This window comes from Hugonella massiliensis (genome assembly GCA_001486445.1).
Lineage (GTDB): Bacteria > Actinomycetota > Coriobacteriia > Coriobacteriales > Eggerthellaceae > Hugonella > Hugonella massiliensis.
The window spans coordinates 354,829-379,285 of sequence record LN908986.1 but is presented as its reverse complement, the minus strand read 5'-3'; the positions used below and the strand labels follow the sequence as shown (position 1 = coordinate 379,285).

The following is a 24,457-nucleotide window of genomic DNA, read 5'->3' as shown; positions in this document are numbered from 1 at the left end:
CACCCCGGGGCGCGGCGCTTGCACAGGCCGTCGCGCCCCGTCTGTTCGAACTGCGAAAGGAGCATCGATGGACATGAATTTTGGAACGGCGATCACGCTCGCCCTCATCGTACTTGCACTCATTCCCACCGTTCGTCATCTGGTGGGCAAGGGCGGATCGTCCTGCGATAACTGCAACGGGTCCTGCAACGGCTGCAATGCCGCCGATAAAATGGTGCGCGATATGAAGCGGGCCGAACGAAAGCAAGCGCGTCGCATGCGCAAGCAGATGCGCGTTCGTTCGGCAGGGGCTCGCAACGCATGAGAGGCGGGCGGGCATTCGGCGCATCGCACGCAATCGAACTGTTCAACGGGGTGCGTCTCACGCAGTGGGGCGCACCTTCGCGGGCCTGCTTCGATTTGGAAACCATGCAGGCCAACGACGAGCCCGAAGGGCTGGTAAGGCTCAAGGCGATCGAGCTGTTTCTCGTTATGCAGCGCGCCTGCGAGATGCTCGTCGACCGCCCCCAGTCGTCAATCGGCGAAATCGCTGCCGATTTGGGGTATGCCAACCCGTCTAAGTTTTCGAAGGCGTTTTCGGAATGCGTGGGCGTTACGCCTCGAGCTTGGCGCTCTGCGCAAAGTAGGCCCTCAGGCAGTCGAAGGTTTCATCGCTGATGTAGTGCTCCACGCGGCAGGCGTCGGCTTGGGCGACATCGGGCTGCACGCCGATATGCTCGAAGATTTTGGTGAGCGTGACGTGGCGATCGAAGATCTTCTCGGCCGCGCGTGCGCCTTCGTCGGTGAGCTCGATGGCGCTTCCATGGGCGGGCTGCACGTATCCTGCGGCGCGCAGCTTGCCCATCCATTCGCTGATCGTGGGTTTCGAATAGCCCATTTCCTGGGCGATGTCGACGGCGCGCACAGACCCGTTGCGCAGATGCAGGCGGTAAATGGTCTCCAGGTACATTTCCGCCGATTCATGTAGTACGAGCGCCATACGCATCCTCCTACTCCTTAGTTCGCCGCCCTATTTTACGAGTAGCAGGGTGGAGGGACAAACGCTCTCTTGGCCCCATGGCGGCAAACGGCGGGCCGAGACGACGCGTCCGACCTGAGGGCAGAAGCCGAACGCGAGCGCACCGATTGCGACCAGGGGGAGGGAACGACCGATGAAATTGCATAGATTCTTTGTCTGCGCGCCGCGAATTTGGGCCTTCTGCAGTAACAATTGAGAAACGGGCTTCCTCTACTGATAAATATCCTACTTAAGTGGTAGGATATCGACCGAGAAATTCATCGGCGGGACCCGGTCCTGCTTGAACCAAGGAGGCATGCAATGGAGGAAGCACTGCTCAGCGTGCAGGGCGTATGCGCCAGCGCGGGCGAAAAGCCCATTCTGCACGGCATCGATCTTGCCATCGGCAAGGGCGAAACCCACGTGCTCATGGGACCCAACGGCGCCGGCAAATCGACGCTCGGCCAGGTCATCATGGGCAATCCCACCTACACGATGACGGACGGCGCGATCGCCCTCGAAGGCAAGGACATTTCCGAAGAGAACGTGGCCGAACGTTCGCGCGACGGCCTCTTCCTTTCCTTCCAAGCCCCGGTCGAAGTCCCCGGCGTGCCGCTGCAGAGCTTTCTGCGCGCCATCGTCGCCCAGCATCCCGAGCTCAACCTGAAGGGCAAGCGCTTCAAAAAGCGCATCGCCGAAATCCTCGAGCAGCTCAATATGAGCGTCGACTACCTCGACCGCGAGCTCAACGTGGGCTTTTCCGGCGGCGAAAAGAAGAAGATCGAAATGCTTCAGCTTCTGCTCCTGAAACCCAAGCTGGCCATTCTCGACGAAACCGACTCGGGCCTCGACGTTGACGCCCTCAACGTGGTGTCGAAGGCCATCGCCGCCTACCGCGACGAAAACGACGGCACGATCCTGCTCATCACGCACAACACGCGTATCCTCGAGCACCTTTCGGTCGACCGCACGCACGTCATGGTCAAGGGCAACCTGGTAGCCGAAGGCGACGCGAGCCTGATCGGCGATATCGACAAGCACGGATTCGAGCAGTTCGGCGTGGCCGAAGACATCGAAGGCAACAAGATCTCGCACGCCCTCGACGAAGACGAGGCTCCGGCTTTCGACGCCGCAGCCGCCCTGGCCCACGCGGAAGCTGCCGTGAAGGCAGCGGAGGCGAAGTAAGATGGCCGCCGAAAAGCAGCAGGTCACCGAAGTCGACCGCAGCCTCTATGACTTCGTGAAGAGCGAAGAGGGCTACGAGCGCCTCGACGCGGGCCTGACTCCCGACATCGTGCGTGAGATTTCGGCGAAGAAGGACGAGCCTCAGTGGATGCTCGACTTGCGCTTGAAGTCTCTCGAAATCTACCATTCGCTGCCCATCCCCGATTGGGGCCCCTCCATCGACGGCCTCGATATGGACCATATCGTCACCTACGTGAAGCCGCCCACGGAACAGAAGTCCGATTGGGAAAGCGTACCCGACGACATCAAAGACACCTTCGAGCGCTTGGGCATCCCCCAGGCCGAACGGGCCTACCTGGCCGGCGTGGGCGCCCAGTACGACTCCGAGCTCGTCTACCACAACATCCAGGAGAGCGCGAGCAAGCAGGGCGTCGTCTACTCGGGCATCGAAGAGGCCCTGCACGGCCCCTATGAAGAGCTCATCCACGACCATTTCATGAAGCTCATCACGCCCCAGGACCACAAGTTCGCGGCCCTGCACGGCGCGGTATGGTCGGGCGGCTCCTTCGTCTACGTCCCCAAGGGCGTGCATATGGAGTTCCCCCTGCAGAGCTACTTCCGCTTGAACGCCAAGGGCGCCGGCCAGTTCGAGCACACGCTCATCATCGTCGAAGACGGCGCCGACCTGCACTTCATCGAGGGATGCTCGGCGCCTAAGTACAACGTGGCCAACCTCCATGCGGGCGCAGTCGAGCTGTTCGTGGGCAAGAACGCGCACATGCGCTACTCCACGATCGAAAACTGGTCGAAGAACATGTACAACCTCAACACCAAGCGCGCCATCGTCGACGACGGCGGCTCGATCGAATGGGTGAGCGGGTCCTTTGGCAGCCATGTGGGCTACCTCTATCCTATGAGCATCCTGAACGGCGCCGATTCCACCTGCGAGTTCACCGGCGTGACCTTCTCGGGCGCCACGCAGAACCTCGATACGGGCTGCAAGGTGGTGCTTAACGCTCCGCGCACGAGCGCCCGCATCGACACCAAGGGCATTTCGAAGGCCGGCGGCATCCAGACCTTCCGCTCGAGCGTGCTGGTGACCGAAAAGGCCGAAGACTCCGACGTCTACGTGTCCTGCGCCAACCTCATGCTCGACGACGAAAGCCGGTCCGACACCATTCCCGCCATGGACGTCCGCGCCAAGAACTGCAACGTGGGCCACGAGGCCAGCATCGGCCGCATCGGCGACGACATGATGTTCTACCTCATGAGCCGCGGCATTTCCGAAGAGGAAGCCTCTACGATGATCGTGAACGGCTTCGCCAACCCCGTGTCCAAGGAACTGCCTCTGGAATACGCGGTGGAAATGAACAACCTCATCAAGCTGGAAATGGAAGGCATGGAAGGGGCGATCGGCTAATGACTGCTGCAACCGAAACGCATACGGCCTGGCGCCCCCAGATGACGCCTGCCGAAGTGGCGGCGCTCGCGGTGAACGAGGGCGCCCGCACGATCATGGTGAACAGGCCTCCCGCCATCACCTGGCACAAGCTGAAGATCAACGAAGTCGCGGCCAACCTGCCCGCTCTGCCTGCGGCCTCCCGCACGGCCGTGGAAGTCGCGTCGGGCGATGCGGTGTGGGGCGCCGAATCCGAGCCCTTCGACGCGGCGCTCGCCGAAGCCGACCCCGCGGGTCACTTCGAGAGCGGCATGGGGGCCGAAGCCGAAGCCTGGCTTGCCGCCCATACGGCCGAACGCGTCCTGGTCGACGTGGCGGCCGGCGAAGAGCCCGACCCGGTGGTCGTGCACGTCGACGCCCAAGACGGCGCGGCGAGTGTGTGCGCGCTCGACATCGTCGTGCGCGAAGGAGCGCGTGCCACCGTCTTCGCTCAGGTCGATTCGCCTGCGGGCGGTACGGGCGTGGCGGGCTTCGCGGTCCGTGCCCTTGTGGGCGCGGGCGCCCACCTCTCGCTTGTCCTACTGCAGACCCTCGACGACGGCTACACCTACCTGGAAAACACGGCGGCCCTGCTCGGCGCCGGGGCGCATGCCTCCCTCACGCAGACCGAGCTCGGCGCCCGCCGCAGTCTGGTGGGCACGGCCTTCGCGCTCGACGGCGACGAGTCGGCGGTCGACATCGACACCCACTACCTGGGCCATGGCGAAAACAACCTTGATTTCAACTACATCATTCGCCAGCGCGGCAAGGCCACCAAGAGCAACCTTGATGCCAACGGGTCTTTGGCCGACGCGTCGAGCAAGATCCTGCGCGGCACGATCGACTTCATCCACGGCTGCAAGGGAGCCGTGGGCCACGAACGCGACACGGTGCTTCTGGCCAACGACAAGGTGCGCAACAAGACCATGCCGGTGCTTCTGTGCGACGAAGACGACGTGCAGGGCGACCACGGGGCGTCGATCGGCCACGTGAATCCCGAACAGCTGGAATACCTCGAGGCCCGCGGGCTTTCCGAAGCCCAGGTCGAGGCCCTGTTCGTGGGCGCTCAATTCGATTACGCCGCCGTCCACGCGTTCGACGAACGTGCGGCAGCGGGCGTCAACCGCCTGGCTCAGCGCGTCATCGGCCGCGAGGCTGGGGCGCATCTGGAAGGAGAAGAATAATGGCAGAGGCCCCCAAAGCCACGCGCGAGGCAATCGAAGCGGTCGACCTCGCCGAAAACCCCTACAAGAATGATTTCCCGCTGCTGGCCAACAACCCGCACCTCACGTTCTTGGACAGCGCCGCCACGGCGCAGCGTCCCACGGTGGTGCTCGACGCCCAGCGCGACTTCTACGAGCGCCTGAACAGCAACCCCCTGCGCGGCCTCTACAAGCTTTCGGTCGAAGCGACCGAAGCGATCGACAAGGTTCGCCGCAAGGTAGCCGACTTCATCGGCGCCCCCTTGTCGCAGGGCATCGTGTTCACCCGCAATGCGACGGAATCGCTCAACCTACTTGCGCTATCGCTCGGCCGCTCCATCCTGGGCCCGGGCGACGAAGTCTGCATCACGATCATGGAGCACCACAGTAACATCCTGCCCTGGCAGCAGGTGTGCCGCGAAACGGGTGCCAAGCTCGTCTTCATGCGCCCCAACGAAGACTGCAAGCTCACGGCCGAGGAAATCGAAGCGAAGATCACCCGCCGCACCAAGATCGTGTCGGTCACGCAGGTGAGCAACGTGCTCGGCGTAGAGAACCCCGTGAAGGATATCGCCAAGCGCGCGCACGCGGTGGGCGCCCTCTGCTTCGTCGACGGCGCGCAGAGCGTGCCCCACATGGGCGTCAACGTGCAGGAACTCGGCTGCGACGCCCTGGCGTTTTCGGCCCATAAGATGTTCGGTCCCATGGGCATCGGCGTGCTGTGGGCGAAGAAGGACCTGCTCGAGAAGATGCCGCCCTTCCTCACCGGCGGCGAGATGATCGACTGGGTGACCGAAGACAGCTTCGGTTGCGCGCCGGTGCCGCAGAAGTTCGAAGCCGGCACGCAGGACGCCGCCGGCATCGCGGGCCTGGGCGCTGCGGTCGACTACATGCGCGCCGTGAAGCGCGAGAACCTCGAGGCGCGCGAGCGCGCGCTCGTGGCCGATTTGGCCCGCAAGCTCGGCGACCTGCCTTTCATCCGCCTCATCGGGCCGAGCAACCCCAACGACCACGTGGCCGTGGTATCGTTCAACGTGTGTGGCATCCATCCGCACGACGTGGCGAGCATCCTCGACTCCTACGACGTGGCCATCCGCGCCGGTCACCATTGCGCGCAGCCCTTGCTGGCCTGGATGGGTATCGAAAGCTGCTGCCGCGCGTCGGTGGCCGTCTACAACGACGAGCAGGACATCGACAACCTCGTCGATGGCTTGAAAAAGGTTTGGGAGATGTTCAATGGAGCTGAATAACATCTACAACACCGCCCTGATGGAGCATAACGCCCATCCCGATTACAAGTACGAGATGGACGACCCCACGCTCCAGCACGAAGGCGTGAACCCCAGCTGCGGCGACGACATCGTGCTGTCGCTCAAGCTCAACGGCGATGTGATCGAAGAGGCCGCCTTCACTGGGCACGGATGCGCGGTAAGCCAGGCTTCTGCCGACATTATGGCCGATCTGATTACCGACGAGACGGCCGATAATGCCCGTCATCTGTGCGATCTGTTCCTGAAGATGATTCGCGGCGAGGTCACCGACGACGCCGAGCTGGAAGAACTGGGCGAAGCGGCTCAGCTGAAGGGCATCTCGCTCATGCCGGCGCGCGTGAAGTGCGCCGAGTTGGGCTGGCGCACGGCCATGACGATGCTCGACGAGCGTCTGGCCGCCGAAGGCAAGTAGGGCACGGGCGCAATTCGCTTTCGCACGGGCGGGCTTCGGCCCGCCCTTTTGCGTTGCTGGCGCGAGGGGCGTGCACGGGCGGTTTTGTGGAGCGGGAATGCGCGCCGCAGACCCTCTTTGTGAAGCGAGAGGGGGCAAACTACTCCAAACGGCCGATAGTTGCTCCAAACAGTTGCAAGCACGCAACTTTTCTCCTAGGGTAGGGGACGAAAAGCTAGATGCGCGCATCGGCGCGCTAAGGAGCACACGTGATTCTCAGCAAAGCAGCGGCGGGTACGTCGCATACCATCACTGCCTGTCATTCGACGGGTCCCACGCGGGCACGCCTCGATTCCCTCGGCCTGGTCGAGGGGGAGCGCGTCGACGTGCTCTCGTCGAGCTGGGCGGGCCTCATCTTGGAAATCAAAGGGTCGCGGCTGGCCTTGTGCAAGGCCGTCGCCGACACGATGGAGGTGAGCGACTAATGGCCAACTGCTGCGACACCGACGTCGACATCCGCACCGTCAAATCGTCTCAAGTTCCCTTAGGCAAACCCGACCGCGCCCGTAAGACCTTCGCCCTCATCGGCAATCCCAACTGCGGCAAGACGACTCTCTTCAACGAGCTCACCGGCACCAACCAGCACGTGGGCAACTGGCCGGGCGTCACCGTGGAAAAGAAGATCGGCACCTTGCGTCCCGAATACGGCGACGCCGACATCGTCGATCTGCCCGGCATCTACTCGCTCACGAGCTATTCGATCGAAGAGCGGGTTTCGCGCGCCTTCATCATCGACGAGCGCCCCGACGTCGTCATCGACATCGTCGAAGCCACCAACGTCGAGCGCAACCTCTTCCTGACCTGCCAGATCGCCGAACTCGGCGTGCCGCTCGTCGTGGCCGTCAACATGATGGACGAAGCCCGCGCCGCCGGCGACATCATCGACACCAAGGAGCTCTCGCGCCGGTTGGGCGTGCCCGTCCTGCCCATCACGGCGGTCACCGGCGAAGGCGTGATCGAGCTCATGCACACGGCCGGCGCCCACAAGCTCATGGACGCGGTGGAATACGAATCCACGAGTCCCTTCCACGAAGGAGAGGAAGAGCACGGTCACGGCTTCCAGGACATCGAAGACCCCGAAGAGCACCGGCTCGACCACCACACCGACGAAAAGGGGCGCACCAATGCCCTCATCTCGGCCTACAAGTACCATAACCACTACAAGGGCCCCATGGTCTACCAGCAGGTAGGCGATGAGCCCCTCACCGAAGAGCAGGAAACCGAAAACGCCAACCGGCGCTATGCCTTCATCAAGGAGGTAGTGAAGGCGTCGGTGACGCGCGGCCGCAAAGCCGGCGAACTCAACCGCTCCGACAAGATCGACCGCATCGTCACGAACCGGTTTTTGGGCATCCCCCTGTTCTTGCTCGTGATGTTCTTCATGTTCCACCTCACCTTTTCGGAAGACTTCCTGGGGCTTTCGGTCTTCGGGCTCGACCCCGTTCCCAGCCCAGGTGTCTGGTTGCAGGGGCTTGCCCAGCAGCTTATGGACGCAATCACCGCTGGTATCGGGCCCCTCTTTGTGCCCGATACCTGGCTCTACGGCTTGGTGATCAACGGCATCTGCGGCGGTGTGGGCGCGGTGGTGTCCTTCCTGCCCCAGATTTGCGTGCTTTTCTTCTTCCTCACGCTGCTGGAGGACGTGGGTTACATGTCGCGCGCCGCCTTCATCATGGACCGGGCCATGCGCCCCTTCGGCCTGTCGGGCAAGAGTTTCGTGCCCATGCTCATGGGCTTCGGCTGCAACGTTCCCGCCATGATGGCCTGCCGTACGATGGAAAGCGAGACCGACCGCAAGATCACCCTCTTCCTGGTGCCCTTCATGTCCTGTGGGGCCAGAGCGACGGTTTTCCTCGTGTTCGCCGGCGCCTTCTTCCCCGGCAAGGCCGACGTGGTGGTCATGGGGCTCTACGTGCTCGGCATCCTGGTGGCCATCTTCACCGGTTGGCTTTTGAAGACCTTCGTGTTCAAGGGCGAAACGACGCCGCTCATCATCGAGCTGCCGCGCTACCGCGCCCCGCATATGCGCTCGCTGGGTTTGGCTCTGTGGGCGACCATCAAAGACTACCTGCAGCGCGCCGGCACGATTATCTTCGCCATGTCGGTGGTGATTTGGTTCGCGAGTTCCTTCGGCATCCACGACGGGGCATTCGGCATGGTCGATATCGAAGATTCCCTGCTCGCTCTTGCCGGCGGGGCGGTGGCCCCTCTGTTCGCCCCGCTCGGGTTCGGTATCTGGCCTGCCGCCGTGGCCCTCATCACCGGTTTCGCGGCCAAGGAAAGCGTGGCGGGCACCTTGGGCGTGCTTGCCAACAGCGTGACGGACGCGGGGGAGTCGGGCCTCACGCAGGCCGCCCTTGCGTCTCTGGGCTTCACGGGTGCGGGCGCCTTCGCCTTCATGGTGTTCTCGCTTTTGTACCTGCCCTGCCTGGCCACGGTGGCCACGCTGCGCCGCGAGAGCAATTCGCGGAAGTGGACGGCGGCCCAGGCCGGCTACGGCTTCGCCGTGGCCTGGGTGTGCGCCTTCATCGCCTATCACTTCGCCCTGGCGGTGGGGCTCTAGGCCCCGCGTAGGGCCCAAACCGGAAGAGGCGGCGCGCGGGCGAAGAGGGGGCCTGCGCGCCGTCGAAGATGCTGAAAAGACGTGAAGGGAGAACCGATGGACAAGCATCGTACCGTGCGCCCCGTGCTTTCAGAATCGAGCGAAGACTACCTGGAAACTATCGTGCAGTTGGGTGGGACCGTCGCGCAGTCGGTGCGGTCGGTCGATATCGCCGCCCACATGGGGGTTTCGAAGGCGTCGGTATCGAAGGCGATGGCGAGCCTGAAGGCGGCCGGCATGGTCGACCAGCCCTTCTACGGGGCCATCACGCTCACCGATCAGGGCTTTGCCTACGGAAGCCGCGTACTCGCCCACCACCGTCTGATGCGAAACTTTCTCGAAAAGGCGCTGGGGGTCGATTCCGAAACGGCGGAACGGGAGGCGCATCTTATCGAGCACGACCTCAGCGACAACACCTACGAAAAGTTCGCATCCTATGTAGAGGGGCTCAACCTCTAGGCCTGTGCTATTATTCGAACAAGTGTTTGTATAAGAGCGAAAGCAAGGGGGTGGCATGGCACAGCGGCGCATCATCATGGGGATCGACCCCGGCCTGGCCAACACCGGCTGGGGCATCGTCTCGCAGAACGGGCCGCGCCTGTCCTGCCGCGCCTACGGCTGCATTTCCACGCCGGCCGAACACGACCTGTCCCAACGCCTGTTAAAGATCTTCGAGCAGATCGACGCCGTGGTGAAGCGGTTCGAGCCCACCTGCTTGGGCATCGAAACGGTGTGGTTCGGCAACAACGTGTCGGCGGCCTTCAAAACGGGTCAAGCCCGTGGGGCTGCCCTTGTGGCGGCCGCCGCCGGCGGCCTTTCGGTAGGGGAATTCACGCCCAGCCAAATCAAGATGGCCGTGGTGGGAACGGGCGACGCGAGCAAGGAACAGGTGCAGTATATGGTTGCGCAGGTGCTCGGCCTGGCGGAGGTGCCGCACCCCGACCATTCGGCAGACGCCCTTGCCGCCGCCATTTGCTACGCCACGCACGACAACGTGCTGGCAGGAAGCGGGGTGCCCGCATGATCGCATTCCTCAAAGGCCGCCTGGCGGCGAAGACCGAAAGCGCCGTTGTTATCGACGTGGGCGGCGTGGGCTATGCGGTGGGCATGTCGGCCCATTCGCTGTCGAGCATGCCTGCGGTGGGCGAAGCAGTGCAGATCTATACCTACCTGCTCGTGCGCGAAGATGCGCTCACCCTCTACGGGTTCGCCAACATGGCCGAAAAAGCCCTGTTCGAACGGCTGATCAGCGTGTCGGGCGTGGGGCCCAAGGTGGCCCTCGCGGCGCTTTCGTCCTACACGACCGAAGCGCTTTCGAATGCTATCATTGCGAGCGATACCACCGCGGTGTCGCGCATTCCCGGCATCGGCAAGAAAACGGCTCAGCGCATCATTCTCGAGCTGCAGGGCACGCTCGAATCGGCCTCGCAGCAGCAGGACAACCTGTTCGCCGCCGGCAACGCCCAGGCCGTGAAGGCCGCGACCGAAGACCTGCTTGCCATGGGCTTTTCGTCCGCCGAAGCCGAAGTCGCCCTCAAGGGCGCCGGCGCGGGCGCAGACGAAGCGGCGTTGTTGCAATACGCTCTCAAACGATTGGGGAAGTAAGTGGCCGAAGGCGTGCATATCGAGGGGATGATCTTCGACGCATCCCAGAGCGATGCGGGTGCCGAACGCGGTGCGCGGCCAGTCGACCCGGCGTCGCGCATGGCGTCGGTCGAGCTCACCGAAGATGACCTTGCGCTCGATCGCAGCCTGCGCCCCAAATTCCTCAACGACTATCTGGGGCAGACGAAGATCAAGGACAGCCTGCGCATCCTGATCGAGGCGGCCCGTCAGCGCGACGACGTGGTCGACCATATCCTGTTTTCGGGCCCTCCGGGCTTGGGAAAAACGACCCTCGCCACCGTGGTGGCCAACGAAATGGGTGCCAAGATCAAAACGACAAGCGGCCCGGCCATCGCGCGCACGGGCGACTTGGCGGCGATTCTCACCAATCTGGAAGACGGCGACGTTCTCTTCATCGACGAAATCCATCGCTTGAACCGCAGCGTCGAAGAGGTGCTCTACCCGGCCTTGGAAGATTACGCGCTCGACATCGTGGTGGGGAAGGGCCCGGCTGCTCGTTCGATCCGCCTCGAGCTACCGCGCTTCACGCTCATCGGGGCAACGACGCGTACGGGTCTGCTCACCGGGCCCCTGCGCGATCGCTTCGGCGTGCTCTTCCGCCTTAACTACTACACGCCCGAAGAGCTTGCCGATATCGTCATTCGGTCGGCCCAGATTCTCGACGTGGCCATCGACCGCGAAGGCGCGCTCGAAATCGCCCGCCGCAGCCGCGGCACGCCGCGCCTGGCCAACCGCTTGCTCAAGCGTGTGCGCGACTGGGCGCAGGTTGAGGGCAACGGCTTCGTCGACGAGGACGTCGCCGCGCAGGCCCTGAGCTTCTTCGAGGTCGATTCGCTCGGGCTCGACGCCGTTGACAACCGCATCCTCGAGCTGCTCTGCGACCAGTTCGGGGGCCGGCCGGTGGGCTTATCCACCCTGGCCTCGGCGCTTTCGGAAGACCCCGATTCGCTCGAAGACGTCTACGAGCCCTATCTCATGCAGCAGGGGCTGATTGTCCGCACGCCCAAGGGCCGTCAGGCCACGGCGCGCGCCTACTATCATCTGGGGATGCAGGCGCCCGAAGACCTCGTCTGAACCCGGGGCGCGGCTTTGCCGGGTCAGGCGCCGGCCGCGGCCTCTTTTCCGTCGGCGGCGCCCCTGCGGGCATCGGCCGCGCTGTGCACAATCTGCGAAAACGCCCTCTGCGCCTGCGATTGGTAGCGACCGGGCATCTCGACCAGGTAGAGCTTGCGCCAATAGCCGCCGCCCGGCGCCGAAAAGCAGAGGAGGCGGTTTCCCTTCCCCGAGATGCTCACCACGCTGCGCGACAGCACGCCCACGCCGAGCCCCTCGGCGATGCAGGAACGCATCGTCTCCGCATCGTCGATCTGCGCTACCACGTTCAGCGAATCCAATTCGCGGCCGAGCATCCGCAGCAGGCGCTGGGCTTGGGTCTGCGTGCCCGATGTGGTGCTGCGCACGAGGAAAGGCTCGTCGAGCAGGGTCTGCGCGTGCGCGCCCGACCGCAGCAGGGCCCGATAGCGCGGCGTGTTGGGGGCGGCCACCACGAGCTCGTCGGTCGCGAAGGGGGTGAAGGAGCAGGGGCTCTGAGGGTCTTCGGCTCCCGCGAGCCCGATGTCGACTTCGCCTGATTCCACCTGCGCGATCACGCGCATGCTGTCGCATTCCTCGACGCACACGCGCATATCGGGCTGGGCGCGATGGTAGGAGGCGAGCAGGCCGGGCAGATGGGCGCGCGCCGGTGCCGACGACGTTCCGATCACGAGTCGGCGCCTCCCCTTCGAGGCGATGGCGAGCGCCTTGTCGCGCGACGCGAGCATGGCGAGCGCTTGCTCGCGGAAGGCCCGCCCCTCGGCGGTGAGGGCGAAGCGTTTGGCGGTGCGCACGACGAGCGCCGTGTCGAGCTCGCGTTCGAGGGCCGCGATGTGCGCGCTCACCGTGGGCTGCGAAACGTGCAGGGACTGGGCGGCTCGCGAGAAGCTCTCGCATTCCGCAAGACGGACAAATGATTCAATCTGACGAAATTCCATGGCGAACCGTAACTTTTAGGGAAAAACTCCTAGTCATTCGACCTCGAATTATAGTGAATCCTGATAGTTGGGTAAAACCGTATCAGGGAATGCTATCTAGCTGGTGGCAATATTACGGCTAGAGTTGGGGACGTTTGGATACGTGCCGCCCTTCTGCATGCGGCGCGTGGTTCGCGTCGGCGTTTCTGCCGCCCTCGCACGCACTCGCATTCTTTGAAGGGAAACCTATGGACTCTCAGACTCTCTCTGCTTTCGGCACCGATATGAGCCGCCGCCGCTTTCTGGCCGGCCTGGGCGTAGCAGGTCTCACGGTTGCACTTGCGCCGCTTACGGCCTGCTCGTCGGGCTCCGGATCCTCCGCTGCTTCCAGCTCTTCCGCCCAGGAATCGGCCGGCGCCTCGGCGGACCCCACCGAAGGCAACCCGATCGTCGTCGACGCCGCCGCCGGCGAGGTTCGCTACCTGGCCGAGGTCAATGCGGTCTACTTCACCCAGGGCACCCGTCACGGTGTCGTCTACCAGGGCGGCTCGAACGGCGAGAAGGCCATCCTGCGCGGTCTGGGAGACGAGAAGGAGTTTTATCAGGCGCTCGTCGACGCCGGCTTCACGCCGGGCAACAACCTCACGGCCGAAGACATGAAGGCCCCGGCCGGCCAGGGCAAGAGCGTCGAAGGCGACAAGCTCGACGTGACCCTCAAGTGGGACGGTCAGGACGAGATGCCTTTCGTGAAGGCCGTCAGCTGCACCGCAGGCGACTACACGCCCGACTTCCGCTTCGGCGGCAACCTCGAAAGCGCCAAGAAGAACAACACGGGCTGCGTCCTCTGCCTTGACTCCTGCGCCACCGGCATCGTGAGCGACGCCCACTGGCCTACCGGTACCACCCAAACCGGCACCGCCATGTTCACCGGCCGCGAAGACGTCCTGCCTGCCGACGGCACGCGCGTCGTCGTGACCTTCAGGCGCGCGTAAGGGGCTCGCATGGGCAACGCGGTCATGAAAAACGTCTCCTATATCTACAACGCCTTCCTGTGGGCGCTCGCCATCGGGTACATGTGCTACGGCATGTGGAGCCTGCAGATGGCCTTCAACACGGGATACATCTTCTACGGCTCCTTCATCCTGCTGGCGCTCCTATCCTGCCTGCGCGGCCGCAAGGAGGAATACGGCATCGGCATCCGCGGCACCGCGGTGAGCCTGGCGACCGTGGTGCTCGCCGGTTTGCTGTTCTTCGGCCCGAGCAAGGCCCTGTTCACGGCGCCCGCCGCCTTCGTGCGCGAGGGCATTCACCTGAACACGCTGCCGCTCGGTACGGTGCAGGCCGTTCTCGTGGCGCTCATCGTCGTGGGGTTCGCGGCCGTCGCGATCGATGCGCTGCGCCATCCCCGTCCCGTCGAGGTGGAAACCGACCCCGACGCCGCCCGATTGAAGAAGACCGAGAAGATCACGCGCTGGGCAACCTTCGCCGTCCTCGCCGTGCTTATCGTCGTGGTGTCCTGCGTGCCGGCCATCCATGCGGAAATGACCCGCATCTTCGCGCTCTTGTCTTCGGGTAACGTGGGCACCGTGGCCGATCTCATCCGCTCCTACGGCGCGGCTGCGGCGGTCGTGTCCTTCCTGCTCATGATCCTGCAGAGCTTGGCGGCCCCGATTCCCGCCTTCCTGATCACCTTCGCCAATGCCGGCGTGTTCGGCTGGTGGCAGGGCGCCATCCTGTCCTGGACGAGCGCCATGGCGGGCGCGGCGATCTGCTTCTGGATCGCGCGCGCCCTGGGTCGCGATGCCGTCGCCCACTTCGTGTCGAACACGGCGCTCGAAAGCGTCGACCGCTTCTTCGACCGCTACGGCAAGAACGCGATCCTCATCTGCCGCCTCCTGCCCTTCATGTCGTTCGACTACGTGAGCTACGCGGCCGGCCTTACGGGTATGGGCTTCGTCGACTTCATGGTGGCCACCGGTATCGGCCAGCTGCCCGCCACGATCGTCTACTCCTACGTGGGCGGCATGCTCACCGGCAGCACCAAGACCGTGGTCACGGGCCTGCTCGTCGCTTTCGCCCTGTTCGCGCTCGTGGTTCTTGTGCGCCAGGTCTTCAAGAACCGTCACGCCGACCTGATGGAAGACGACGGCCAGGAGAAGGCGCATGCCGAAGCAGCCGCGCAATCCGAATAGCGAATCGAAGGCTGCGCGCCCGCCCGCCTGGGCGCGCGTGGCCGCCTTCGTGGCGCTCATCGCCGTGCTCGCGATTCTCAACGCCCGTTTCGGCTGGTCGGAGACCCTCATGGGCACCGATGCCGTGGCGCGCATGCAGGACGCCCTCGCCGCCCATCCGGTCGAGGCGGCGATCACCTACGTGGCGCTCTCGGTGGTGGGCTGCGTGGTGCTCGCCCTGCCGGGCATCGCCTTCGCCATCGCGGCGGGCGTGGTGTTCGGTCCCTGGCTGGGCACGGTGCTGTGCTGGCTGTCGATGACGATCGGCGCCTGCCTGTCGTTTCTGGTGGGGCGCTACTTCCTGAAGGATGCGATTGGCCCGCGGCTGGCGCGCAACTCCACGCTCGACCGGTTCCTGTTCCAGGGGGCCGGCAAAAGCGACGTCTACCTGTTGGCGGTCACGCGGCTCGTGCCGCTGTTTCCCTACAACGTGCAGAATTTCGCCTACGGCATCACCGACATCGGGTTCGTGCCCTACGCGCTCTACTCGGGGATCTTCATCTTTCCCGGTACCGCCATGTACACCCTGGCGGCTGCCGGTTTCACCGCCGGCGCCGATGCCGGGGTCTGCTTCGCTGTGGCGGCTCTGCTGCTCGCGGGCTCTTTGGCGATCGCGGCGGTTCTCAAACGAAAGGCCCATTTGGAATGAACATGGCAAAACTCGTGTGCGTCGCCGAAAAGCGGCGCTACCCGTTCAGACGCTATCCGCGCACGCGGTGCGCGACGCTCCTGTTTCCGGGCTGCTCGTTTCCCTCGCAGTTTCCCCGCACGACCGACGCGCTCGAGCGCCTGTGCACCGCGCACGGGGTAGGCGTGGCGTTCGATTGCTGCGGCCATCCGCTCGACGGCTACGGTGAGCGCAAGGCGGCCGCGCGCGCGGTCGACCGCGTGAAGCGCAAGCTCGACGATTTGGGCGTGGAGCGGTTGGCCACGGTGTGCCCCAACTGCCTAGCCTATCTGGGGCCGCGGATCGACGTGCCGGTGGTGTCGGTCGTCGAGCTGCTGCAAGAGTGGGGGGTCGGCGCCGGCGCCGTGTTCCCCGAAGGCGTCCTGCACATTCCCTGCCCCGACCGCGGCACGCGGAAGGGCGAGGCCCTGGTACGCGATTTCGCCGACATGGGCGCCGTCGAGACCCTTAAGGGCGTGGGCTGTTGCGGCCTACGGCCCGATGTGGCCCTGAAAGGTCCGCAGGTGGTGAGGGCATGCACCGACCGCATTCTCGGTGCGGCCGCCGATCGCACCGTCTACACCTATTGCGCGTCGTGCGCAGGGCAATTCGCCCGCGCCGGCTACGGCAACTGCCGCCATGCGGTGTCGGTGCTGCTCGGCGTCGACGAGGCGCCCGACTGCGCCCACGCCCTGGCCAACCGGGCGCGGCGCCGCTTCGACCGTGCGGTCGAGCCGAAAGCGGTGGGCTAGCGTGCTTTCGATCGTTGTGCCCGTCTACAACGAAGAAGGCGCTCTGCCAGGTTTCCTTGCCATGATCGACGCCGCCGCTCCCGACTGCGAGCTCGTGTTCGCCGACGGTGGCAGCGTCGATGCGACGCTCTCCCTGCTCGCGGGGCGCACGGTGGTGCAGGGCGCCAAGGGCAGGGGCGCCCAGATTCGCGTAGGCGTCGCCCGGGCCGCCGGCGACGAGCTGCTCGTGCTGCATGCCGACGCCCGCATAGACCGGGCGGGCATCTGCGCGGTGCGTCGCGCCCTTCGGGCGGGTGCGCCCTGGGGTTGCCTGACCCTGCGCTTCGACGACGGCGCCCTCGTCTACCGGGCGGGCGCCTGGGTGTCGAACATGCGCGTGGCCCTGTGGGGCATCGCCTTCGGCGACCAGGCCATGTTCTTTCGCCGCTCGGTGCTCGAAGCGGTGGGCGGCGTGCCCGATCTGCCGCTCATGGAAGACTACGAGCTCTCGCGCCGGCTGCGCGCCCAGGTGGGCAGGCCCTGCCGTCTGAAGGAGCCCGTGCTCACGTCCGCCCGGCGCTTCCAGCAGGGCGGTCCCTACCGTCAGGCCTTTCTCATGCGCCGTTTGCGCCGCGACTACCGGGCGGGCGTGCCCATCGAAGACCTGGCGGCGCGCTACGCCGACGTGCGGAAGGGGCGCCCATGACCGATCGACCCGTTATCGTGCTCTTCACGCGCGTGCCGGTGGCCGGTGCGGTAAAGACGCGCCTTGCGCCCGCCCTTTCGCCGGACGACCGTGCGCGCCTGCAGTGGGAAATGGCCTGCGACTGCGCCCGCCACATCGCCTGCGTGCCCGCCGACCTGGCGGTGCACTACGGCGACGAATGGCGGCGCGCGCCTGAAGGTGCTCCTCTCCGCGTCTCCTTCCTCCCCCTCTCTCTTCTCCCCCTCTTCCTGTCTCTTTCCCCCCCCTTCTCTTCTTCCTTCTTCTCTCCCTGCCCGTCCTCTCCTTCCCCCTCCCCCGACGCGTACGCGGGGCGCGACGCCGGCGGTTTTCGCGCGCGGGAGCAGCGCGGTGCGGGCCTGGGCGCCCGCATGAAGGATAGCCTCGCCTACGAACTCGGCCGCGGGGCGGGCACCTGCCTGCTCATGGGCAGCGACCTGCCCGAGGTGCGCCCCGCCGACCTGGTCGCCGCGCTCGACGCCGCCCGCTCCGCCGATGTGGTGCTCGGCCCGAGCACCGACGGCGGTTACTGGCTCGTGGGCCTGCACGAGCCCTTCCCGCAGCTGTTCGACCGCAAGTCCTACGGCTCGGCGTCGGTGCTGCAGGAGGCCCTGGCCACGTGCGCCGCCCACGGGCGCCGCGTCGCCCTCGCGCCGACCCGCGACGACGTCGATACGCCCAGCGATTTGGCGCGTATCGAGCGGCTGCCGGCCTATCGCGCTTTCTCTCCGGCCCCGGCGCCCCCGCATAGTGCCTGAACGGCGCGCTTTCCGCGCGAACCGATGTGACCTCATCCAATCGATGAAAGGATTTCAATGAACGCATCCCCTCAGCCCAACCTCTACAGCCGTCGGACCTTCCTGAAGGTGTCGGCCGTCTTCGGCGCTTCGGCGGCGCTCGCTTCCCTTGCGGGCTGCGGCTCGTCGTCGCCTTCCGGCTCGTCGAGCGCGCAGGGCGAGCTGGACTACAGCGATTGGAACGCGGTGCTCGAAGCGGCCCGCGGCCAGGAGGTGTCCTGGTACGGCTACGGCGGCCAGAGCGACCGCAACGAGTGGATCCAGAACACGCTCATCCCGCGCCTGAAGGACAACTACGGCATCACCCTCAACCTGGTGGGCATGGACATCAACGACATTCTCACCCAGCTTTCCGGCGAGATGCAGGCCGGCGTGGGCGATTCCGACGGCACGATCGACTTCGTGTGGATCAACGGCGAAAATTTCGCGTCGGTGAAACAGAACGGGTACGTGTGGGGGCCGTTCGTCGACTACCTGCCCAACTACCGCGACTACGTCGACGGAACCTCGACCGACATCACGGTCGACTTCGGCAATCCCACCGAAGGCTACGAAGCGCCCTACGGCAAGGCCCAGATCGTCCTGTGGGTCGACGGCGCCAAGATCTCCGAGACGCCTCGCAACCCCGATGAGTTCCTGGCGTTCTGCAAGGCCCACCCCGGCCAGGTCACCTATCCCGAACCGGGCGACTTCACCGGCACGGCCTTCATCAGCTGCCTGATCGCCGGCGTGGTGGGCAAGGACGCCTTCGAGCAGCTTTCCACGATGACCGCCCCCACCGAGGACAGCGTGCGCGCGATCATCCAGCCCGGCCTCGACTATCTCAACGAGCTCAAGCCCTACCTGTGGAAGCAGGGCACCACGTATCCGGCTGACTCCAAAACGGTCGCGCAGATGTACGCCGACGGCGAGCTCGTGTTCAACATGGGCTACGGCGGGCCGCAGGCGCTCGTCGACAAGGGCCAGCTGCCCAGCACCACCAAGGCCTTCGTCTTCGAAAGCGGCACGGTGGGCAACACCAACTTCATGGCCATCCCCGCCAACGCCCCGCACAAGGCCGCGGCGCTCGTGGCCATCAACGAGGTCATCAGCCCCGAAATGCAGCTCGACCAGTACAAGGTTCTGCGCAACCTCACCGTGCTCGACATGGACAAGCTTTCCGCCGACATGCGCCAGCAGTTCGAGGACGTGCCCCTGGGCAGCGCCGAGGTGTCGGCGTCCGACAAGCTCAAGGTGCGCGTGACCGAGGCGTCCGGCCAGGCCATTCCCGTGATCGAGCAGCTCTGGCGCACCGAGGTGGCGGGTAACTAGCATGCACGCGGCATCTGCGGAAGACGGCCTGCGCCGCAGGCGGATCGCGACGCGCCTTGCGCCCTACGCGCTGGCGCTGCCCGCTTGCGCCCTTGCGGCGGTGTTCGCCTACGGCGTGATCGTCGGCGTGCTGCAGGGCTTCGGCATCATGCCGTCCCTCGGCATGAACGCGTTCACGCTCGACTACTACGTGCAGGCCCTCGCTCGGCCCGATTTCACGGCCTCGATCGCCTACAGCCTCTATCTTTCCGCCGTCTCGTCGGCAATCGCCTTGGCGGGCGGCGTGCTGCTTGCCTGGGCGCTTTGCGCGGTGCAGGCGCGCACGGCGGTGCGGATGCTCGGCCTGCAGGTGCCCATCCTCACGATGCATGCCCTGGTGGCGCTCGCCGTGACGTTCCTGTTTTCGGGGTCCGGCCTGGTGGCACGCCTTCTGGCGGACCCTGCCGCCCAAAGCGCCGCCCAGAGCGCCGTGTCGGTTGTGGGGGACCCCTCGGGCTGGGGGATCGTTGCCGTGTACGCGTGGAAGGAAATTCCCTACGTGGCCTTCTGCGCGATCACAATCATGATGCACGTGTCGAGCACGCTGGGGGAGGCCGCGGCTTTGAGCGGGGCTTCGCCGGCCCGCACCTTCTTCAGCGTGACCTTGCCCCTGTGCGCGCCGGCGGCCGTGCAGGCCTTCGTGGTGGTGGCGGCGTTTTCCTTCGGGTCCTACGAAGTGGCCTACCTGTTGGGGCCCACCTATCCCAAGACCCTCCCCGTGCTCGCCTACATGGAATTCCAAGATCCCGATCTGGTGAACCGATGCTACGCGATGGCTCTCAACGGCATCACGACCGGGGTGTGCGCGCTCACGGCGGCGGTGTACTTCGTCGCCGCGCGCGTGCAGCGCAGGCAGGAGGGCTCACGTGATTAGGCGAGGGCAGGGGCGGCGCGTTTCGCTCACGGCGGCTCGCCTGCTCGTGGCGGTGCAGCTGGCGATCGTGGTCGTCACGCTAGCCCTGATGGCGGTCTGGTCGTTCGTCGATGCCTGGCCCTGGCCGCAGCTTGCGCCCGCATCGTGGTCGCTGCGCGGCTACGCGGTCGTGTTCTCCGGTTCCTCCGACGGGTGGCCGAGCCTGGCGCTTTCGGTGGGGATCGGCGCGGCGAGCTCGCTTGTGGCCACGGTAGCCGGCGCAATGGGCGCCCGCGCCCTGTGCTGCCGCGAATGGCGGGGGAAGGCGGTGTTCCGCTTCGCCACCATGCTGCCCTTCCTCATCCCGGGCACCGTGTTCGCGATGGGCGTGCAGGTGGCCTTCATCCGCATGGGGCTGGCTCGCACCGTGCCCGGCGTGGTCCTCGCGCATGCGATCGTGGCGCTGCCCTACGCGTCGGCGCTCATGGCCGACGTGGTGCGCGCCCAAGGGACCCGGCTCGACGATGCGGCTCGGGTGCTCGGTGCGGGGCGGCTTGCGACCCTGTTCCAGGTGACGATTCCCTCGCTGGCGCCCGGCTTGCTTTCGGCCCTGTCGATGGGGTTTATCATCTCGTGCTCGCAGTATTTCCTCACGCTGCTCGTGGGCGGTGGCAAGGTGCGCACCTTCGCCCTGGCGATGTTTCCCTACGTGGCCGGCGGCGACCGCACGATCGCGGCGGCCTACGGGGTGGTCTTCATGGCGGTCACGCTTGCGGTCTTCTGCGTCTTCCGCCTGCTGCTGCGGCGGCTTTCCTGGAACGTTGACGATGCGGTGCTCTATGAATAGGAACGAACGGTGAAGATCGAACTAGACGATATCCGCGTGGTGCGCGGCGGCCGAACCATCATCGACGGTATGAGCCTCGCGGTGCCCGAGGGGGCCTTCGCGAGCATCCTGGGGCCTTCGGGGGCGGGCAAGTCGACCCTGCTCGGCGTGGTGAGCGGCCTGCTCGTGCAGGATGGCGGCAGCGTGCGCTTCGACGGGCGCGCGGTCGACGCCCTGCCCGCCCACAAGCGCGGGGTGGCCATGGTGTTCCAGGACGCGCGCCTGTTCCCCCATATGAGCGCAGGCGACAACGTGGCCTTCCCCCTGAAGGCGCGCGGGGTGGCCAAGGCGGAGCGACGGGCCGAAGCCGAAGAGTGGCTCGCGCGCGTGCAGCTTGCGGGCTTCGCGGGCAGGCGGGTGCAGGAGCTTTCGGGCGGGCAGAAGCAGCGCGTCGCTCTTGCCCGGGCGCTTGCGGCGCATCCGCGCGCCCTTCTGCTCGACGAGCCCTTCAGCGGGCTCGACGAAGCCCTGCGCGAAACGATGCGCCGGCTCGTGCGCCGTTTGCACGAGGAAACGGGCGTGACCACGCTCATGGTGACCCATGACGCGATGGAGGCTTTAGTGATGAGCGACACGGTGGCCTACGTGCACGAGGGCGGGATCGCGCAGGCGGGCAGCCCCGCAGAGCTCCTGCTGCACCCGACGGCGGCTTGCGTGGCGGAAAGCTTCGGCGGCGCCCGCGCCCTGGAGGGCACGGTGCGCTCGGGCGCGTTCGCGCGCGGATGCCTGCAGGTGCCCGCGCCCGGCGTGGCGGACGGGCCGGCGGTGCTCGTGCGCACGGCGGCGGGATCGGTGGCCGTGCACGCGGTGGAAGGAGGCGGCGGGCATGCTGCCCTTTAGCGAAAACGACGTGGCGCGCTACGTGAACGAAAGCGAAGAGGCGCGGGCGTGCCTGGGGGCCGCGCCCGGCGCCGCGCTCGCCGTGCGGCTGCTGGCCCAAGGCGAGTACAACGTGAACTACACGGTGTGGGAAGGCGCGCGCCTACTGCCCTTCGTGGTGCGCGTGAACACGGCCTCGCAGATGGGGCTCGAAGACCAGATCGGCTACGAGATGGGCGCCTTGCGCGTGCTCGAGCCCAGCGGGCGCACGCCGCGGGCCTGCTTCGCCGACGGCAGCCGCCAGCGCTTCCCCTTCGGGGTGGGCATCGAGGAGCTCCTGCCCGGCCGACCGCTCGATTACGAAACCGACCTGGGGCGGGCTGCGGACGTGCTCGCCTGCGTGCACACGGTGCCCGTGCCGCCTGCGTGCGGGATCGTGCGGCCCGAGCGCCCGCTTCGGGCCATGCTCGACGAGTGCGCGTCCCTGTGGCGCGTCTACGTCGCTTGGGCGCATGCCGAAGCAGAGGTCGTGGCGCGCGTGGAGGCGATGGCCCGCCGGGCGCGCGCGTTGGCGGAAGAAGCCGGCGACGGTGCGCCCGTGCGCTGCGTGATCAACACCGAGCTCAATTCGGGCAATTTCCTGGTGAACGACGATCGTCCCACCTACCTGGTCGATTGGGAAAAGCCCCTCGTGGCCGACCCGGCCCAGGACCTGGCCCATTTGCTGGCGCCCACCACCACCTTCTGGAAGACCGACGTGCTGCTCTCGCCCGAGCGGATGCAGCGGTGCCTGGAAGCATACGTGCGCGCGGTCGACGGGCGGATCGACGTGGCCGGCGTGGCCGATCGCTTCGACGTGTACCTGGCTCTTACCTGCCTGCGCGGCGTCACCTGGTGCGCCATGGCCAAGGTGGGCTATGCGAGCGGCACGCACGCGGCCGCCAATGCGAGCACGGCCGCAAAGCTCGATGCCTACCTTTCTCCCGATTTCCTCGACGAGGTCTGGCGTCGGGGCGGCTACGCGTAAGGGGGCGGGCGATCGAGGCCTGTCTCGATGCGTCTGGCTTGATTAACACCCATTTCGCGGCGAAACTTGCTGGATGCGGAAAACCGCTGCGAAATGCGTGTTATCCGGCCGAGACGGTGCGCTCGCGTACGCAGCGCCCGTTGCCGGGTACAATCCATGAGGAACCCTTACCCTCCAAAGGAGACCCATGCTTCAACAAGACTATCTGATGCGAATGATCCTCCAGCTCATCGAGGCCATCATGAAGAGCCTCGAAACCTCGCGCGGCGATGCGCCCGACCCCGAGGCGTCTGCCGACCTGCTCGAGGCGGCGATCGGCTCGGCGACCGACATCGACGGAAACGTGCTGCTGTCCCTTGCGCCCGAATCGGTGGCGAACATCCTGCAGGTATCGGGCGTTGACCCGCGCGTAGTGGAATACGTGGGCCGGTCGCTGTTCTTGGAATCGTCTTACCTGCAGCAGGCGGGGAATCCCGAACTGTCCGCCTTGCGCGCCGCCCAGGCCCAGGCGCTCGCAGGGGCCTACGGCTTCGACCTCGACGCCGAAGCCGGTGCGGAGGCTGCCATGGACGCCTTTCTGCAAAGCGAGCGCGAGAAGTTGGCGCAGGAGTAGGCGCGGGCGCTCCCGCGGTGCACGGCGACGAGCCGCGCGCCGCCGTGCACCTACGCGGTGAAAATGCGCGGCAGCTGCACGTCGTGCTCGTCGGTGGGCACGCAGTCGACGCGCTGCTCTTCGAAGGCCACGCCGGCGATGTGCGCGGTGCTGTCAAGACGGGGTAGGAAGCGGTCGTAGCACCCGCCGCCGTAGCCCAGGCGGAACCTTCGGTCGTCGAAGGCGACCATGGGCACCACGGCCAAATCGACCGCTTCCGGCTCGCACAGTGGGCTTTCGGCGAGCAGGGGGTCGGCGGAGGCGTAGCTTTTCATCGGATGCTTGAAGAAAGCGTCGACCTCGTCGTCGAGCTGGGCGGCCGTGACGTAACGGAAACGCATCACCGGCAGGCCGGGCACGTCGAGCGCGGTGGCCTCGCTGCGCTTGAGCATGCAGGGATAGGCCGCGCGCCAGCCGGCTTCGAGCGCCCAGCGCACGAAGCCGCTCACGTCCACCTCGCTGCCCATCGCGCGGAAGGCGGTCACAGTGAGGCCCTTCCTGCCGGCGGCTACCTCTTCCGCGTGCGCTTTCAGCCGGTCGCAGATGGCGCGGCTCTTGCGGGCGCGCTCGCCTTCGTCGACGGCATCGCGCGCGGCGATCACCTGCGCGCGCAGGGCTGATTTGGTCGCATCGATCGGCGTGGGCATGGCCGGCTCCCTTCGCGACGGGCTCGCGTGCGCAGGGGGGGCGGGCTGCGAGCTCCCCGCGCACAGGGCCCGAAAGCAAAAAACGCAACTGCCGAAGCGGTTGCGTTTCAAGTACATATAAAAAGAGCTGCATTAAAAGTGGTGCGCCGTGAGGGATTCGAACCCCCGACGTACTGATTCGTAGTCAGTCCCTCTATCCAGCTGAGGTAACGGCGCACATCAAATGCAGCGATGACTATAATGCCGTTTCCTCCCTCCCGTGTCAACAGTAGGTTTCAAAAAATTTTGGACG

28 protein-coding genes and 1 tRNA gene are annotated in these 24,457 nt (G+C 65.7%); 25 read left to right on the top strand and 4 right to left on the bottom strand.

What is annotated here, in order from left to right:
• Positions 1-67: 67 nt before the first annotated feature.
• Both BN3270_RS04175 and BN3270_RS09745 read left to right on the top strand, forming a co-directional pair.
• Positions 68-304, top strand: a complete 237-nt coding sequence (locus BN3270_RS04175; RefSeq protein WP_058985910.1) for a hypothetical protein — start codon at positions 68-70, stop codon at positions 302-304.
• Entirely contained in the window at positions 301-657 is a 357-nt protein-coding gene (locus BN3270_RS09745) for a helix-turn-helix domain-containing protein (RefSeq protein ID WP_082673339.1), read from the top strand. Before BN3270_RS04175 ends, BN3270_RS09745 begins: the two co-directional genes overlap by 4 nt.
• Here the strand turns inward: BN3270_RS09745 and BN3270_RS04170 are convergent.
• Positions 593-979, bottom strand: coding sequence for a metal-dependent transcriptional regulator (locus tag BN3270_RS04170; protein WP_058985909.1), 387 nt, complete (start codon positions 977-979; stop codon positions 593-595). The two genes, BN3270_RS09745 and BN3270_RS04170, sit on opposite strands and share 65 nt — an antisense overlap.
• A gap of 339 nt (positions 980-1,318) precedes the next feature.
• On the opposite strand from BN3270_RS04170, the gene sufC reads away from it, so the two are divergent.
• The 11 genes from sufC (at position 1,319) to ruvB (ending at position 11,846) form a co-directional block, all read left to right on the top strand.
• A complete protein-coding gene (sufC, locus tag BN3270_RS04165) occupies positions 1,319-2,182 on the top strand; it encodes a Fe-S cluster assembly ATPase SufC (RefSeq protein WP_058985908.1) in 864 nt (287 codons plus the stop codon).
• A gap of 1 nt (position 2,183) precedes the next feature.
• Positions 2,184-3,602, top strand: coding sequence for a Fe-S cluster assembly protein SufB (gene sufB, locus BN3270_RS04160; protein ID WP_058985907.1), 1,419 nt, complete (start codon positions 2,184-2,186; stop codon positions 3,600-3,602).
• Positions 3,602-4,804 carry a SufB/SufD family protein gene (locus BN3270_RS04155; protein WP_058985906.1) on the top strand — a complete coding sequence of 401 codons (1,203 nt, stop codon included), beginning with the start codon at positions 3,602-3,604 and terminating at the stop codon, positions 4,802-4,804. Before sufB ends, BN3270_RS04155 begins: the two co-directional genes overlap by 1 nt.
• On the top strand, positions 4,804-6,072 hold the full coding sequence (locus BN3270_RS04150) for an aminotransferase class V-fold PLP-dependent enzyme (RefSeq protein WP_058985905.1): 1,269 nt from the start codon (positions 4,804-4,806) through the stop codon (positions 6,070-6,072). Before BN3270_RS04155 ends, BN3270_RS04150 begins: the two co-directional genes overlap by 1 nt.
• Positions 6,065-6,505 (top strand): Fe-S cluster assembly sulfur transfer protein SufU, encoded by a 441-nt coding sequence (gene sufU / locus BN3270_RS04145; RefSeq protein ID WP_058986793.1) that lies wholly within the window; start codon positions 6,065-6,067, stop codon positions 6,503-6,505. The genes BN3270_RS04150 and sufU overlap by 8 nt, the downstream gene beginning before the upstream one ends.
• Before the next feature lie 248 nt (positions 6,506-6,753).
• Positions 6,754-6,969, top strand: a complete 216-nt coding sequence (locus BN3270_RS04140; protein WP_058985904.1) for a FeoA family protein — start codon at positions 6,754-6,756, stop codon at positions 6,967-6,969.
• Positions 6,969-9,107, top strand: coding sequence for a ferrous iron transport protein B (feoB, locus tag BN3270_RS04135; protein ID WP_058985903.1), 2,139 nt, complete (start codon positions 6,969-6,971; stop codon positions 9,105-9,107). The genes BN3270_RS04140 and feoB overlap by 1 nt, the downstream gene beginning before the upstream one ends.
• Positions 9,108-9,203: 96 nt before the next feature.
• On the top strand, positions 9,204-9,605 hold the full coding sequence (locus tag BN3270_RS04130; protein WP_058985902.1) for a metal-dependent transcriptional regulator: 402 nt from the start codon (positions 9,204-9,206) through the stop codon (positions 9,603-9,605).
• 55 nt (positions 9,606-9,660) lie between these two features.
• Positions 9,661-10,170 (top strand): crossover junction endodeoxyribonuclease RuvC, encoded by a 510-nt coding sequence (gene ruvC, locus BN3270_RS04125; protein ID WP_058985901.1) that lies wholly within the window; start codon positions 9,661-9,663, stop codon positions 10,168-10,170.
• A complete protein-coding gene (gene ruvA, locus BN3270_RS04120) occupies positions 10,167-10,751 on the top strand; it encodes a Holliday junction branch migration protein RuvA (protein WP_058985900.1) in 585 nt (194 codons plus the stop codon). Before ruvC ends, ruvA begins: the two co-directional genes overlap by 4 nt.
• A gap of 27 nt (positions 10,752-10,778) precedes the next feature.
• Positions 10,779-11,846, top strand: coding sequence for a Holliday junction branch migration DNA helicase RuvB (ruvB, locus tag BN3270_RS04115; RefSeq protein WP_058986792.1), 1,068 nt, complete (start codon positions 10,779-10,781; stop codon positions 11,844-11,846).
• 23 nt (positions 11,847-11,869) lie between these two features.
• Here ruvB and BN3270_RS04110 read toward each other — a convergent pair whose 3' ends face one another.
• On the bottom strand, positions 11,870-12,802 hold the full coding sequence (locus tag BN3270_RS04110; RefSeq protein WP_058985899.1) for a LysR family transcriptional regulator: 933 nt from the start codon (positions 12,800-12,802) through the stop codon (positions 11,870-11,872).
• A 227-nt stretch (positions 12,803-13,029) separates the two neighbouring features.
• On the opposite strand from BN3270_RS04110, the gene BN3270_RS04105 reads away from it, so the two are divergent.
• The 12 genes from BN3270_RS04105 to BN3270_RS04050 all read left to right on the top strand — a co-directional run bounded on the left by BN3270_RS04105 (position 13,030) and on the right by BN3270_RS04050 (position 23,479).
• Positions 13,030-13,773, top strand: coding sequence for a YdjY domain-containing protein (locus BN3270_RS04105; protein WP_271711922.1), 744 nt, complete (start codon positions 13,030-13,032; stop codon positions 13,771-13,773).
• A 9-nt stretch (positions 13,774-13,782) separates the two neighbouring features.
• Positions 13,783-14,973 carry a TVP38/TMEM64 family protein gene (locus tag BN3270_RS04100; RefSeq protein WP_271711921.1) on the top strand — a complete coding sequence of 397 codons (1,191 nt, stop codon included), beginning with the start codon at positions 13,783-13,785 and terminating at the stop codon, positions 14,971-14,973.
• A complete protein-coding gene (locus BN3270_RS04095; RefSeq protein WP_058985898.1) occupies positions 14,945-15,661 on the top strand; it encodes a TVP38/TMEM64 family protein in 717 nt (238 codons plus the stop codon). The genes BN3270_RS04100 and BN3270_RS04095 overlap by 29 nt, the downstream gene beginning before the upstream one ends.
• On the top strand, positions 15,658-16,431 hold the full coding sequence (locus BN3270_RS04090; RefSeq protein ID WP_058985897.1) for a heterodisulfide reductase-related iron-sulfur binding cluster: 774 nt from the start codon (positions 15,658-15,660) through the stop codon (positions 16,429-16,431). Before BN3270_RS04095 ends, BN3270_RS04090 begins: the two co-directional genes overlap by 4 nt.
• A gap of 1 nt (position 16,432) precedes the next feature.
• A complete protein-coding gene (locus BN3270_RS04085; protein ID WP_058985896.1) occupies positions 16,433-17,116 on the top strand; it encodes a TIGR04283 family arsenosugar biosynthesis glycosyltransferase in 684 nt (227 codons plus the stop codon).
• Positions 17,113-17,892, top strand: a complete 780-nt coding sequence (locus BN3270_RS04080; RefSeq protein WP_058985895.1) for a TIGR04282 family arsenosugar biosynthesis glycosyltransferase — start codon at positions 17,113-17,115, stop codon at positions 17,890-17,892. Before BN3270_RS04085 ends, BN3270_RS04080 begins: the two co-directional genes overlap by 4 nt.
• A gap of 57 nt (positions 17,893-17,949) precedes the next feature.
• Positions 17,950-19,242, top strand: a complete 1,293-nt coding sequence (locus BN3270_RS04075; RefSeq protein ID WP_058985894.1) for an ABC transporter substrate-binding protein — start codon at positions 17,950-17,952, stop codon at positions 19,240-19,242.
• Position 19,243: 1 nt separating this feature from the next.
• Complete coding sequence (locus tag BN3270_RS04070) at positions 19,244-20,155, top strand: ABC transporter permease subunit (RefSeq protein WP_058985893.1); 912 nt, start codon at positions 19,244-19,246, stop codon at positions 20,153-20,155.
• Positions 20,148-20,981, top strand: coding sequence for an ABC transporter permease (locus tag BN3270_RS04065; protein ID WP_058985892.1), 834 nt, complete (start codon positions 20,148-20,150; stop codon positions 20,979-20,981). Before BN3270_RS04070 ends, BN3270_RS04065 begins: the two co-directional genes overlap by 8 nt.
• A gap of 9 nt (positions 20,982-20,990) precedes the next feature.
• Complete coding sequence (locus BN3270_RS04060; RefSeq protein ID WP_058985891.1) at positions 20,991-21,860, top strand: ABC transporter ATP-binding protein; 870 nt, start codon at positions 20,991-20,993, stop codon at positions 21,858-21,860.
• Positions 21,847-22,866 (top strand): phosphotransferase, encoded by a 1,020-nt coding sequence (locus BN3270_RS04055; RefSeq protein ID WP_058985890.1) that lies wholly within the window; start codon positions 21,847-21,849, stop codon positions 22,864-22,866. The genes BN3270_RS04060 and BN3270_RS04055 overlap by 14 nt, the downstream gene beginning before the upstream one ends.
• A 187-nt stretch (positions 22,867-23,053) precedes the next feature.
• Positions 23,054-23,479 (top strand): hypothetical protein, encoded by a 426-nt coding sequence (locus BN3270_RS04050; protein ID WP_058985889.1) that lies wholly within the window; start codon positions 23,054-23,056, stop codon positions 23,477-23,479.
• Positions 23,480-23,529: 50 nt separating this feature from the next.
• Here the strand turns inward: BN3270_RS04050 and BN3270_RS04045 are convergent, their stop codons facing one another.
• Entirely contained in the window at positions 23,530-24,165 is a 636-nt protein-coding gene (locus BN3270_RS04045; protein WP_058985888.1) for a 5-formyltetrahydrofolate cyclo-ligase, read from the bottom strand.
• 139 nt (positions 24,166-24,304) lie between these two features.
• Positions 24,305-24,381, bottom strand: a tRNA-Arg gene (locus BN3270_RS04040).
• Between the last annotated feature and the right edge of the window lie 76 nt (positions 24,382-24,457).